Annotated in this window: 15 protein-coding genes; 8 read left to right on the forward strand and 7 right to left on the reverse strand. The window is 58.2% G+C overall.

Annotated elements, in window-relative coordinates:
- Positions 1-81: 81 nt before the first annotated feature.
- Positions 82-1275, reverse strand: a complete 1194-nt coding sequence (gene ydeE / locus CDA56_RS15290; RefSeq protein ID WP_047723749.1) for an efflux MFS transporter YdeE — start codon at positions 1273-1275, stop codon at positions 82-84.
- A 192-nt stretch (positions 1276-1467) separates the two neighbouring features.
- Between ydeE and eamA the strand changes: the two genes are divergently transcribed.
- Positions 1468-2367 (forward strand): O-acetylserine/cysteine exporter, encoded by a 900-nt coding sequence (gene eamA / locus CDA56_RS15295; RefSeq protein WP_032719252.1) that lies wholly within the window; start codon positions 1468-1470, stop codon positions 2365-2367.
- A gap of 32 nt (positions 2368-2399) precedes the next feature.
- On the opposite strand, the gene marB is transcribed toward eamA, so the two are convergent.
- Genes marB through marR form a run of 3 tightly spaced genes read right to left on the reverse strand, consistent with a single transcriptional unit; the run spans position 2400 to position 3481 of the window.
- Entirely contained in the window at positions 2400-2618 is a 219-nt protein-coding gene (marB, locus tag CDA56_RS15300; protein WP_004851184.1) for a multiple antibiotic resistance protein MarB, read from the reverse strand.
- A gap of 30 nt (positions 2619-2648) precedes the next feature.
- The gene (gene marA / locus CDA56_RS15305; protein ID WP_004102351.1) at positions 2649-3029 is read right to left on the reverse strand and encodes an MDR efflux pump AcrAB transcriptional activator MarA; all 381 of its coding nucleotides are present in this window, start codon (positions 3027-3029) and stop codon (positions 2649-2651) included.
- Positions 3030-3046: 17 nt separating this feature from the next.
- On the reverse strand, positions 3047-3481 hold the full coding sequence (gene marR, locus CDA56_RS15310) for a multiple antibiotic resistance transcriptional regulator MarR (RefSeq protein WP_004102349.1): 435 nt from the start codon (positions 3479-3481) through the stop codon (positions 3047-3049).
- 261 nt (positions 3482-3742) lie between these two features.
- Here marR and CDA56_RS15315 point away from each other — a divergent pair, with 261 nt between their 5' ends.
- A complete protein-coding gene (locus CDA56_RS15315; protein WP_004119839.1) occupies positions 3743-4411 on the forward strand; it encodes a MarC family NAAT transporter in 669 nt (222 codons plus the stop codon).
- 76 nt (positions 4412-4487) lie between these two features.
- Here the strand turns inward: CDA56_RS15315 and CDA56_RS15320 are convergent, their stop codons facing one another.
- Positions 4488-5687, reverse strand: coding sequence for a sugar transporter (locus CDA56_RS15320; protein ID WP_025105754.1), 1200 nt, complete (start codon positions 5685-5687; stop codon positions 4488-4490).
- 205 nt (positions 5688-5892) lie between these two features.
- Here CDA56_RS15320 and CDA56_RS15325 point away from each other — a divergent pair, with 205 nt between their 5' ends.
- Together CDA56_RS15325 and CDA56_RS15330 are read left to right on the forward strand one after the other, a co-directional pair.
- Positions 5893-6684: a PhzF family phenazine biosynthesis protein gene (locus tag CDA56_RS15325; RefSeq protein ID WP_102803898.1), complete on the forward strand. Its 792-nt coding sequence runs from the start codon at positions 5893-5895 to the stop codon at positions 6682-6684.
- A 9-nt stretch (positions 6685-6693) separates the two neighbouring features.
- The gene (locus CDA56_RS15330) at positions 6694-7482 is read left to right on the forward strand and encodes a PhzF family phenazine biosynthesis protein (protein WP_102803897.1); all 789 of its coding nucleotides are present in this window, start codon (positions 6694-6696) and stop codon (positions 7480-7482) included.
- Positions 7483-7601: 119 nt separating this feature from the next.
- Here CDA56_RS15330 and CDA56_RS15335 read toward each other — a convergent pair whose 3' ends face one another.
- Positions 7602-8546, reverse strand: coding sequence for an L-lactate dehydrogenase (locus CDA56_RS15335; protein ID WP_014229489.1), 945 nt, complete (start codon positions 8544-8546; stop codon positions 7602-7604).
- A 145-nt stretch (positions 8547-8691) separates the two neighbouring features.
- On the opposite strand from CDA56_RS15335, the gene CDA56_RS15340 reads away from it, so the two are divergent.
- Positions 8692-9174, forward strand: coding sequence for a GNAT family N-acetyltransferase (locus CDA56_RS15340; protein ID WP_025105751.1), 483 nt, complete (start codon positions 8692-8694; stop codon positions 9172-9174).
- Here the strand turns inward: CDA56_RS15340 and ptrR are convergent.
- A complete protein-coding gene (gene ptrR / locus CDA56_RS15345; RefSeq protein WP_004851166.1) occupies positions 9128-10006 on the reverse strand; it encodes a putrescine utilization regulator PtrR in 879 nt (292 codons plus the stop codon). The two genes, CDA56_RS15340 and ptrR, sit on opposite strands and share 47 nt — an antisense overlap.
- 105 nt (positions 10007-10111) lie before the next feature.
- Between ptrR and sad the strand changes: the two genes are divergently transcribed.
- The 3 genes from sad (at position 10112) to CDA56_RS15360 (ending at position 13002) form a co-directional block, all read left to right on the forward strand.
- On the forward strand, positions 10112-11497 hold the full coding sequence (sad, locus tag CDA56_RS15350; RefSeq protein ID WP_025105750.1) for a succinate-semialdehyde dehydrogenase: 1386 nt from the start codon (positions 10112-10114) through the stop codon (positions 11495-11497).
- Positions 11498-11701: 204 nt separating this feature from the next.
- On the forward strand, positions 11702-12628 hold the full coding sequence (glsB, locus tag CDA56_RS15355; RefSeq protein WP_014229486.1) for a glutaminase B: 927 nt from the start codon (positions 11702-11704) through the stop codon (positions 12626-12628).
- On the forward strand, positions 12628-13002 hold the full coding sequence (locus CDA56_RS15360; RefSeq protein ID WP_004851158.1) for a DUF4186 domain-containing protein: 375 nt from the start codon (positions 12628-12630) through the stop codon (positions 13000-13002). The genes glsB and CDA56_RS15360 overlap by 1 nt, the downstream gene beginning before the upstream one ends.
- The last annotated feature ends 7 nt before the right edge of the window (positions 13003-13009 follow it).

A 13009-nucleotide genomic window follows, 5' to 3' on the forward strand; every position in this document is an offset into this window, starting at 1 on the left:
TCATCGAGCGGGCTGTCGGGCACCACGATCGGAACCCGACAGGGACGCGACAGCAACCTGACAGCCGCACGGCGCCTGGCATCAGGCGCGGGCGACCGCGCTACCGTTCCACGGACGAACGTTCATGCCGCGGAAAATCATCAGCCATGCGGCGATAATCGCCAGCATCAATATCACAAACAGCGACCAGTGCGGCAGATGGGTCAGAATCGTTCCGGTCAGCATCGGGTTAAACGCCGCCCCCAGCCAGCCCAGCGACTGGGCGGAAAAGTAGCTGGCTTTCATGCCCGGCGGCGCAATGTTATCGATCAGCATATATTCCCCCGGCGCGTAGATAACCTCTCCGAGTGTAAAAATGGCGGCGGAGAGGCCCCACAACAGCAGGCTGTTATCGGAAATAACAAAACCGCCCAGTCCGAGCACAAAACAAACCGTCCCAAAGGTCATCAGCGGGCGAATATTGCGGGCGGTAAGGCGACGACCAACCGCATACTGCAGCGCCACCACCACGGCCGCGTTAACCGGCAGTACCACCGCAACCACTTTTTCGGCAAAATCGCTGTCCGCTACTACCAGCACATACTGGGAAATGCAGGAAGCGAAAGAGCCGCCGACAAAGGAGGCCAGCAGGCCGGAAAGGGTAAACCACAGCAGAGCGCGATCGCGCAGCAGCACCGACGGCGACCACTGGACCGCGTTATCCTGAGCAATCGCGGCGCTGGTGCGCTGCACAAACAGCTGAATAAATACCAGCGGAAGGGCGGCGCAGCCGGCCGCCAGCCAGAACGGCAGGTTAATACTGTGCATGACCAGCAGAGTGCCGATAGGCGGCCCAACGGTCCAGCCAATATTGAGAAAGGTATAGTTAAGGGAAAAAATCTGCGCCTTCTTTTCCGGCGATAGCACGTCGGCAAACCACGCTTTCAGCACGGTTGAGAAGACGGAGTAGGCGCAGTTAATCAGCGCGAAGAAAAACACCACCAGCGCGACGCTATTGACCAGAGGAATAGCGATAAAGCCGCCAATAAACGCCAGCACGGCGAGCGTCATATAGCGCTTTTTGTCGAACTTATCGGCGAGAATGCCAAAACCCATGCTGAACAGCACCCCGACGATCAGCGCGCTCGACAGCGCATAGCCGATTTTATCCACCTCCAGATGGTACTGGCGGGTGAGGTAGATCGTCATAAAAGGTAACGTTGCGCCGCGGCCAATGGTTAACAGCAACGACGAAGCCAGCAGCGCTGCGGTTGAGCGCCTGAGAGTCGGTATCATTTTTTCCTTGCCTGATGTGATGTTATTTTTGTTGTCACGATCACAAATAGCACGCTAACCGGGGCTTGTATAGTTCCCGGGGGTGATGAAAAGCACGCCAGCGCCCTACCGAAAATAATGATCTATGCGGCGGACGAATTATTCGGTAGTTTGATTTTGTTCGCAAAAATTCCAATAACAACCGAGGCGGGTATGACGCGTAAAGACGGGCTGCTGGCATTGCTGGTGGTGGTGGTATGGGGGCTGAATTTCGTGGTGATCAAGGTGGGGCTGCATAATATGCCGCCGCTGATGCTCGCCGGACTGCGCTTTTTGCTGGTGGCTTTCCCGGCGCTGCTCTTCGTCGCGCGGCCAAAAATTCCGCTGAGCCTGCTGCTGGGCTACGGCCTGACGATTAGCTTCGGTCAGTTTGCGTTTTTGTTCTGCGCGATTAGCCTCGGCATGCCTGCCGGACTGGCATCGCTGGTGCTGCAGGCGCAGGCCTTTTTCACCATCATTCTCGGGGCGTTTATTTTCGGCGAACGTTTGCAGGGGAAACAGCTGGCGGGGATCGCGCTGGCGATTTTCGGCGTACTGGTGCTGGTCGAAGCCAGCCTCGGCGGCCAGCATGTCCCGCTGGTGGGCTTTATGCTGACGCTGGCCGCGGCGCTGAGCTGGGCCTGCGGCAATATCTTCAACAAGAAAATTATGTCGCATGCGAGCCGGCCGCCGATTATGTCTTTGGTGGTATGGAGCGCGCTGATCCCGGTGCTGCCGTTTATGCTGGCGTCGTGGATCCTCGACGGCCCGCAGGTCATGGCGGAAAGCCTGCTGCATATCGACCTGCTGACGATCCTGTCGCTGCTCTATCTGGCGTTTGTTGCCACTATCGTCGGCTATGGTATTTGGGGGGCGCTGCTCGGCCGCTATGAAACCTGGCGCGTGGCGCCGCTGTCGCTGCTGGTGCCGGTGGTCGGGATGGCCAGCGCGGCCCTATTACTCGGCGAGACGCTGAATAGCCTGCAGCTGCTGGGCGCGGTACTGATTATGGCCGGGCTGTATATCAACGTATTTGGCCTGCGGATCGTGCGTCCAGGCATGGCGCGGGGATAAAAAAAAGCCCCGGTCACGGGGCTAAAGGGATTTTACAGGCTTTGCTGGTTGTAATAGGGCACGCCCAGTTCATCTGATTTATCACTGCCAGAAGCCATGTGATTGAAATCAAAAGGCGAATCATTATGTTCGGAAGGAATAATCATCGCATCCCGGTTGTTGTGGCGAACCGGGGTGCTGGTTTGCTCCGCATAACTTTGGCTCGAGACCAGCGCCAATAGCACGATGGCGGCGGAAGCGAATAGTTTCATGATTTCCTCAATACGTCTTTTTGCAGGCGGTTAACAACAGTTATTTAATGGGAGCAGGTAGCGCGACTCGCCCGGCACGTTGGTAATACGATACTGGTGCGGCGGAACATCGAAATAGTTCTTAAAAGTTCGCGTCAGCGTTTGCTGCGATTCAAAGCCATAGCGTTCGGCCAGGTATAAGATAGGCTCGTTGCTCTGCTTCAGCTTCTGCGCGATCTCGGTCAGCTTACGGCTGCGGATATACTGTCCCAGCGAGTGACCGGTCTCTTTCTTGAACATTCTTTGCAGGTGCCACTTGGAGTAACCTGAGCGCTCTGAAACCTTCTCCAGCGACAGGGGCGATTCCAGGTTATCCTCGATCCACGACAAAATACTATGGATAGTGATGGCGTCGTTATTGCGTCTGGACATCATCTTACCTCTTCTTATTACGACAGAACTTTTTTGAGTAAACACTCAAGAGTGGCCACTTCATCCGTCGACAGATTTTTTGTTAGTTCCTGGTGCAATTTCTGACCCACAACCTGATGACATTGCTCACAAAGGGCTGCGCCGTCTGGCGTTAACTGTACCAGCACGCCACGCTTGTCAGTCGGGTTGGGTAACCGTTCAATCCAGCCTTTACAGACCAGGCGGTCGAGCATGCGCGTCATTGCGCCTGGGTCGACCGAAAGCACGGTTTTCAGCTCAACGGGGGTAATACACACTTCGCAACGAATGGAACAGAGCACCCGGAACTGGGTGGAAGTAATATCCATCGGCGAGAGATAGTCGTTGAGCAGGCGATCTTTTTTCTGGTTAACCATCTGGATCAAGCGGCCAAGAGGGATCATTTCGTTAAACAGGTCGCTTGTACTTTTCACAATGGTTGCCCAGGCAATGACTTAGTTGCGGGAGATATTATTGCCTAGGCAAATATAAGTCAACCTGATGAATTAGCCGATGCCACGATTTGCTAAAACGAATTGTTGTGAGGCAGGTCACTCTATTTCACGTTGTTATCTTATGATTTGAAGGAAGGGTGAATGCGTCCTGAGGAGAACGGGTACAATCTGGCAACAGACGATATACTCAGCACGCGTCATTTTTTTGATAATCCAATATTGACAGGACCTTAATTCACTATGATGGATCTTTTTAAAGCGATAGGCCTGGGACTGGTAGTGATTCTACCGCTGGCGAACCCGCTGACTACCGTGGCGCTGTTCCTTGGCCTGGCCGGGAATATGAATAACGCCGAGCGTAACCGTCAGTCGCTGATGGCCTCGGTTTATGTGTTCGCCATCCTGATGGTCGCCTGGTATGCCGGCCAGGTGGTGATGAACACCTTCGGAATTTCGATTCCCGGTCTGCGTATTGCCGGCGGCCTGATCGTCGCCTTTATCGGCTTCCGCATGCTCTTTCCCCAGCAAAAAGCCCATGATTCGATGGAAGCTAAGCTGAAATCAGAAGAGCTTGAGGATGAACCGACGGCGAATATCGCCTTCGTTCCGCTGGCGATGCCGAGCACCGCAGGGCCGGGGACAATCGCGATGATTATCAGCTCAGCGTCTACGGTAAAGCACGGGGCGAGCTTCCCGGACTGGGTTGTGCTGGTCGCGCCGCCGATTATTTTTGCCCTGGTCGGGATTATCCTGTGGGGCTGTCTCCGCAGCTCCGGGGCAATCATGCGTCTGGTCGGGAAGGGCGGCATTGAGGCGATTTCCCGCCTGATGGGCTTCCTGCTGGTCTGTATGGGCGTGCAGTTTATTATTAACGGCGTGCTGGAGATTATTTCCACTTATCACGCCTGACGGTCATCGTCGTCCTGATACCAGACGTAAAAAAAACTGCCGATCTCACGACCGGCAGGTTTTTTTAGCAGCACGATCAGGAGTGATGCGGCTGCTGATCTTCCAGCGACACCGGCCAGCGGCGGAAAATCATCACCGCCCACACTAACGCGACAACCGCAGGGATCGCCCCGACATAGCCAATGGACGCCATTGACAGATGGGTACTGACCTGGCTGCCCACCAGCGCGCCCGCGCCGATGCCGATATTAAAGATCCCCGAAAATAACGACATCGCCACGTCGGTCGCGTCCGGCGCCAGCGCCAGCACTTTGACCTGCATACCGAGACCGATAATCATGATCGCCACGCCCCAGAAGACGCTCAGCAGCATCAGGTGGTTGGCGTTGTGCGAGGCGGGCAGCAGCAGCAGCAGGCACGCCAGCAGCAGGCCAATCGCCGCGTTAATTAACCCGGACGCATGCAGGTTGCCGAGCTTACCAAAGAGGATGCTGCCGACGATGCCCGCGCCGCCCAGGGTCAGCAGCAGCACGGTAGCGAAGTTGCCGCTCAGGCCGGCGACCGTCTGAACGAACGGTTCAATGTAGCTGTAGGCGGTATAGTGCGCGGTCACCACAATCACCGTCAGCAAATAGATGCTCAGCAGCGCAGGGCGACGGAACAGCACCGGCAGGCTTTTCAGCGACCCTGAGTGCTCGCTCGGCAGCTTAGGCAGCAGCTTGATCAGGCACACCATGGTAACCAGCGCGCCGAGGCCGATGACCAGGAACGTGGTGCGCCAGCCAAAGTATTGCCCGACGATACGGCCAATCGGGATACCGAAGACCATCGCCAGCGCGGTACCGGTGGCAATCAGGCTCAGCGCTTGCGCGCGTTTACCTGCAGGTGCCATTCGTATAGCCAGCGCCGAGGTGATCGACCAGAACACCGCGTGGGCAAAGGCGATACCGATACGGCTGATCACCAGCACGTTGAAGTTCCAGGCCAGGAACGACAGCACGTGGCTGGCGATAAACAGGATAAACAGGCCAACCAGCAGGCGACGGCGCTCCATCTTGCTGGTCAGCAGCATAAAGGGCAGCGACATCAGGGCGACAACCCAGGCGTAGATCGTCAGCATAATCCCAACCTGCGCCGTTTCCATGCCAAAGCTGTCGGCGATATCCGACAGCAGGCCCACGGGCGCAAATTCGGTGGTATTAAAGATAAATGCCGCAATCGCAAGCGTGACTACGCGCAGCCACGCGACCTTGCGTGAAACCGTATTTGTCATCATAAGTTCAGGGCTGGTTACAAAGAGGAAAGAAGTGGGACGATCTTAAAACGATTGCTGCTGAAAATACAACCATTTTGTGATCTACATCTCATTTTAGCTTCAGCCAGATTTTCGGCACTAACGGATTAATTTTTCTATTAAACGTGTGGATTTCTCACGTTTATGTCATGTTATCGATAAGTAAAAAAAATAGAGGGACAGAACAATGCAGGAAATTAGCTTTTATCTGGTGGATGCCTTCAGCGATCGGAGCTTTGGCGGCAACGCGGCGGCCGTTTGCCCGCTGACCGAATGGCTGCCGGACGAAACGCTGTTGCAAATGGCGCAGCAGCACAATCAGTCGGAGACCGCGTTTTTTGTGCGTACGGATGAGGGGTATGAGCTGCGTTGGTTTACCACGCTGGATGAGATCAACCTTTGCGGCCACGCGACCCTGGCGGCCTCGCACGTCATTTTTGAATATTTTGACCACCCCTCATCGACAATCGTATTTAGTACCCGCTTTGTCGGCGAGCTTCGCGTCACGCGCAGCGGCGACTGGCTGACGCTGGATTTCCCGGCCTGGGCGACGACCGCCGTTGAGCAGCCGCCTGCGGAGCTGCTGGCCGGGCTGGGGCTGAGCGACGCGGTGGAAGTCCGCGTGGCGCGTGATTACCTGGTGGTTTTAGCCGACCGCCAGCAGGTGGAGGCGGTGCGTCCGGATATGCAGCTGCTTGAGCGCCTCGGCAAAATGATCTGTATCAGCGCCCCGGACGAAGAGTATGACTTTGTCAGCCGTTTCTTCTGTCCGGGCGAGGCGGTGGCGGAAGACCCGGTCACCGGCTCGGCGCACAGTATGCTGATTCCCTACTGGGGCGAGAAGCTCGGCAAAACGGACATGCAGGCGCGGCAGGTGTCGGCCCGCGGCGGCGACCTGCGCTGCCAGTGGCGGGGCGACCGGGTTCTGATCGGCGGTCAGGCGACCACTTACTTAATCGGCACGATTACGCTTCGTTAAGGAGGGACGGTGACGGAAATTCCTTTTTATCTGGTGGCGGCGTTCAGCGACCAGCCTTTCGCCGGCAACCCGGCTGCGGTATGCCTGCTTAAAAAATGGCTGCCGGATGAGCTGCTGCTCAAAATGGCGCAGCAGCACAACCAGTCGGAAACCGCGTTTGTGGTACCTGAGAGCGATGGTTTTGCGCTGCGCTGGTTTACCACCCGCAATGAGGTCAATCTCTGCGGCCACGCCACGCTTGCCAGCGCGCACGTGATATTTCATCACCTGGATTATCCTGATGCGCTGATTCACTTTGCGACCGCTTCCGGTCGGCTGACCGTGAGCCGCGAGGGCGACTGGTTGACCCTGGATTTCCCGGCGGGAGAAACGCAAGAGCGCGAGCCGCCCGCGGAGATGCTCTCCGCGCTGGGGATTGAGCGCTACCTGCATGCCCGCAAGGGGCGCGCATGGCTCATCGAACTGGCCTCCCGTGAGCAGGTCGAAGCCCTGCGGCCGAATATTGCTGCGATGACGCCCGGCGAACATAAAGTGACCGTGACCGCCGCCGGCAGCGGCGAATATGACTTCGTTAGCCGCTTTTTCTCACCCGGTGAAGCGGTGTGGGAAGATCCGGTAACCGGTTCGGCGCATACTATGCTGATCCCCTACTGGAGCGCAAAGCGGGGTAAAACTCAGCTGCTGGCGCGCCAGGTTTCCGCGCGCGGGGGCGATATGCGCTGCGAGCTGAAAGGAAAACGCGTATTGATGAGCGGCCAGGCGGTGACCTATTTAAATGGCGTAATAACGCTACGCTAGCTCACCCGTCATCATAAGACGGGATCGGCAACAGACCCGCCGATCCCGAATCCGAGTGGGTTAGCCGGCAAACTTATCCTGCGCGCTATTCCTGCGAAACCCGCAGGGAAAATAGGCCATCACGGTAGACGGGCGATATTGGCTTTAATCACTTCGATAGAGTGGCGGAATTTCTCCGCTTCATCATCGGCCAGCTGCAGCTCAATAATCTGCTGCACGCCGCTTTGCGTCAGCACCGCGGGAACGCCAGCCGCCGCGCCGGTTACGCCATATTCCCCGTCAAGAATGCACGACACCGCCAGCGCGCGATGGCTGCCGGTGAAAATATTGCGGCAGATTTCGGCGATGGTTCCGGCGACGCCGTACTCCGTGCAGCCTTTGCCGGCGTAAATCTCAAACCCCAGCTTGCGCACCTTTTCGGCAATCAGCTCCCGGTCGAGAGCCTGGCCGGTATGTTTTTGGTAAACATCGGCGATGGCGGAGCCGTAAACCGCCGAGTGTGACCACACCGGAAACTGGGTATCGCCATGCTCGCCAAGAATAAAGGCGTCGATGCTTTGCGCGCCGATATCCAGCGCCTGGGCCAGTACCCGGCGTAAGCGCGTCGTGTCCAGCCAGACGCCGGTACCCAGCACCTGGCCGCGCGGCAGGCCCGAAAGCTGCCACACCTGCCAGGTGATGATGTCGCAGGGGTTGGTGGCAACCAAAAAGATGCCGTTGAAGCCGCCGCGCATCATCTGCGGGACGATGCTTTTGACGATTTTTGCCGTGTTGGTCAGTTCGTCCAGCCGGGTTTGACCCGGCTTGAGCGCGCCGCCGGAAACGGTGATAACCGCGATATCGACATCGGCGCAGTCGCTGGCTTCCCGGGTGGAAATCGTCATCATGCCCGGCATGTAGGCGGCCGCGTCGCTCAGGTCCTGAGCGTGCGCTTCGGCGCGTGAGGTATTGAGATCGACAAGGATCAGCTCCTCGCAAATATTCTGGTTTAACAGGGCGTAGGCCGCTGAGGCGCCGACGTTTCCGGCCCCGATAATCATCACCTTGCGCGCTTTGGTATTCATCGTATTTTCCTGATAAAAGACGTTATGTCGCAAAATTACTGCCTCTCAAGGGGGGAGCGCAAGTCGGGTCAGAAGCTATAAGTTAATGCTATGGCGGCTCCGCGGACGCCCCGCGCTACAGTACGCTCAAAAAAGGAGCTTCTTTATGTACACTATCGCCGCGACCCCGCTAAATCACCCGGATCTGACCGCCTTAATTGCCGAGCTGGACGCATACCAGCAGACGCTCTACCCGGCGGAAAGCAATCATCTTATCGACCTGAGCGCGCTACCGGCGGCGTCGGTCATCGCGCTCATTATCCGCGATGCGCAGCACCGGGCCGTCGGCTGTGGGGCCATCGTGCTCGGCGAAGAGGGGGTTGGCGAGATGAAAAGGGTATTTATTCACCCGGCCCATCGCGGCCAGCAGCTGGGGGAAAAACTGCTGGCGGCGCTGGAGAAAGAGGCGATAAATCGCGAATGCCATACCGTACGCCTGGAAACGGGCATCCATCAGCACGCCGCCGTCGCGTTATACACGCGCAATGGCTACCAGGCCCGCAGCGCCTTTGCGCCGTATCAGCCGGATCCGTTAAGCATTTTTATGGAGAAGCTGCTGCTTGTCGATCTTCGTTCAGCAGCGCTATAAACGCCTCGAGCTGGCGAGTTTTCGCCCCGCGCCGCCAGACCAGCCAGGTCGTCAGCCAGCGCCACTCTTCGGCCAGCGGCCAGGCGGATACCTGCTGATGGCCCGGCATACTCTCCAGCATGCTGCGCGGCATCAGCGCCAGTCCGGCGCCGGCAATGACGCAGGCCAGCATCCCGTGGTAGGACTCCATCTCATGGATCCGCCCCGGGGTGGCGCGATCGGCGTGGAACCAGCTCTCAAAATGACGGCGATAGGAGCAGTTGGCGCGAAACGCGTAGACGCTGGCGCCGTTCACTTCGCTGGCGCGGGCGATGGGCGGGTGGCCAAAGGGCGCGACGATCATCATCTCTTCCGGGAATACCGGTAACCCCTCCAGCCCCGGGTGCACCAGCGGACCGTCAACGAACGCTGCGCTCAGATTTCCCTCAAGTACGCCGTCGATCATGGTGCCGGAAGGACCGGTGGAGAGGGCCAGGTGAATCTTGGGATAGCGCTGATTAAAGTGCGCCAGAGTAGGGGAAATGCGCACGGCGGCGGTACTCTCCAGCGAGCCGAGCGAAAACAGCCCCTGAGGTTCATCTCCGGCGACCACCATCCTCGCTTCATCAACAAGGGCGAGGATCTGCTGGCTATAGCGTAAAAAGCTGTGCCCGGCGGGGGACAACCGCAGCCGCTGATTTTCGCGAATAAACAGTTCGACGCCGAGATCCGCCTCCAGCTGGCGGATGCGTGTAGTCAGGTTTGACGGCACGCGATGCACCTTCTGCGCGGCCTGGGTAATGCTGCCGGTGCTGGCGACGGCGTTGAACATCTCAAGCTGGGTCAGATCCATAGCGTTCTTCTTTTGTGAATGGGTTGCTTAATATTATTCATTTTTAATGAAAGGAAGGGTAAGCCAGAATAAGGTCACTTCGCAATCAACACAGAGAGAAAAACGATGAATTTATCTGCTACTCATGCGATTTCCGTGAGTCCGACCACCGGTGAAACTTTGTCGTCTGTGCCCTGGGCCAGCGAACAGCAGGTCGATGCGGCCATTGCCCTTGCGGAACAGGGGTATCGTCAGTGGCGCAACGTCAGCGTGGCGGAGCGCGCGGCGACGCTGCGTAACGTCGGTAGCGCGATGCGCGCCCGTGGCGAAGCGCTGGCGCAAATGATTAGTCGCGAAATGGGTAAACCGATTGCCCAGGCGCGCGGCGAAGTGGCTAAATCCGCCAATCTTTGTGACTGGTATGCTGAACACGGCCCGGCGATGCTCAATACCGAGGCGACGCTGGTTGAAGACAATAAAGCGGTGATTGAGTACCGCCCGATGGGGGCTATCCTTGCTGTCATGCCGTGGAACTTCCCGGTGTGGCAGGTGCTGCGCGGCGCGGTGCCCATTCTGCTGGCGGGCAACAGCTATCTGCTTAAGCATGCGCCAAACGTGCTGGGCAGCGCGGCGATGATCGGCGAAATTTTTGCCGCTGCGGGCGTGCCGGACGGCGTCTTTGGCTGGGTGAACGCCACCAACGATGGTGTTTCGCAAATGATTAACGATCCGCGCATCGCCGCGGTGACCGTCACCGGCAGCGTGCGCGCCGGGAAGGCCATTGGCGCACAGGCCGGCGCGGCGTTGAAAAAATGCGTGCTGGAGCTGGGCGGCTCCGATCCCTTTATCGTGCTTAACGATGCCGACCTTGACGAGGCGGTGAAAGCGGCGGTGATAGGTCGCTACCAGAATACCGGTCAGGTCTGCGCCGCGGCGAAGCGTTTTATCGTCGAAGCGGGCATCGCCGAGGCCTTTACGCAGAAATTTGTCGCCGCTGCTGCCGCGCTGAAAATGGGCGACCCGCGCGATGAGCAGAACTATATTGGGCCGATGGCGCGGTTCGATCTGCGCGATGAGCTGCACGAGCAGGTGAGCGCGACCCTAAAAGAGGGGGCGACCCTGCTGCTGGGGGCGGAAAAAATCGAAGGCGCCGGCAACTACTACGCGCCGACGGTGCTCGGAAACGTTACCGCGGAGATGACCGGTTTCCGCGAGGAGCTGTTTGGCCCGGTGGCGACGATTACCGAAGCCCGCGATGCCGATCACGCGCTGGCGCTGGCTAATGACAGCGAATTTGGCCTTTCAGCAACGGTTTACACCACCAGTGAAGCGCAGGCCCAGCGTTTTGCCGATGAGCTGGAGTGCGGCGGAGTGTTTATCAACGGCTACTGCGCCAGCGATGCCCGCGTGGCGTTCGGCGGCGTGAAGAAAAGCGGATTTGGCCGCGAGCTCTCCCATTTTGGTCTGCATGAATTCTGCAACGTGCAGACCGTCTGGAGAGATCGCCGCTAGCCTGCGGAAAAATCCCCGGGTTGCGGTTAACGCCTTTCCCGGGCTACCGATTCGTGCGATTTGCGGGTTTGGTAGCCCGGGCAGGCGCCCCGCTGACGAGCGAACCATCCCCCTGGCGACGCGAGGGCGAGAAAGAGGCTGTTTCTTCGCGTCCCGTGCGCCTATAATTACCGCCCGAATTTTGTTGTTGGCAAGGAGCCGCGCGTGGCGACGGTAATGAATAACGCAATGCTCGATGCCATTTTGGCTGAAGTCAGGCCGCTAATTGGTCGCGGTAAAGTGGCGGACTATATTCCGGCGTTGGCCAGCGTCAGCGGCGATAAGCTCGGCGTGGCTATCTGTACGGTCGACGGTCAGCACTACAGCGCCGGCGACGCGCACGAGCGCTTCTCTATCCAATCTATCTCGAAAGTCCTGAGCCTGGTGGTCGCGATGAACCACTATCAGGAAGAGGAGATCTGGCAGCGGGTGGGTAAAGATCCCTCCGGCCAGCCTTTCAACTCGCTGTTGCAGCTGGAAATTGAACAAGGCAAACCGCGCAACCCGTTTATTAATGCCGGGGCGCTGGTGGTCTGCGATATGCTGCAAAGTCGTCTCAGCGCGCCTCGCCAGCGGATGCTGGAAATCGTGCGTCGTCTGAGCGGTGTGGGCGATATCGCCTATGACCCGGTGGTTGCCCGCTCGGAGTTCGACCATTCGGCGCGCAATGCCGCGATAGCCTGGCTGATGAAATCCTTCGGTAATTTCCATAACGATGTCGCCACGGTGCTGCAAAACTATTTCCACTACTGTTCGCTGGAGATGAGCTGCGTAGAGCTGGCGCGCACCTTTCTGTTTCTTGCCGACCGAGGTATCGCTCCGCACCTTGAGACGCCGGTTATCGCCCCCATTCAGTCGCGGCAGGTCAACGCGCTGATGATGACCAGCGGCATGTATCAGAACGCCGGTGAGTTTGCGTGGCGCGTCGGTTTACCGGCGAAATCCGGCGTCGGCGGCGGGATTGTGGCCATCGTTCCGCAGGAGATGGCGATTGCGGTCTGGAGCCCGGAGCTCGATGACGCCGGGAACTCGCTGGCCGGGATCGCTTTACTGGAAAAACTCACTCAAAAACTGGGGAGGTCGGTATTCTGATGGTGCCCATAGAAAACCTGTTTGCCCGCCTGCAGCGCTCCACTTTTCGCTCCCGTTTTCGCCTCGGCGTGAAAGAACGGCAGTATTGTTATGATAAGGGCGCGGAGGTTATCGACCAGCACGCGGCGGACTTTATCGCCAGTCGGCTGGCCCCTGCGCAAATTCCTAACGACGGTAAGCAGACCCCGATGCGCGGACATCCGGTGTTTATCGCCCAGCATGCCACCGCGACCTGCTGTCGCGGCTGTCTGGAAAAGTGGCACGCGATCCCGCGGGGGCGCGGCCTCAGCGACGAAGAGCAGCGCTACGTGGTGCAGGTGATTCACCACTGGCTGGTGATCCAGATGAATTCGCCGGACCGCAGCAGACCGTAATTCATCG

It is taken from the genome of Klebsiella michiganensis, assembly GCF_002925905.1.
GTDB lineage: Bacteria > Pseudomonadota > Gammaproteobacteria > Enterobacterales > Enterobacteriaceae > Klebsiella > Klebsiella michiganensis.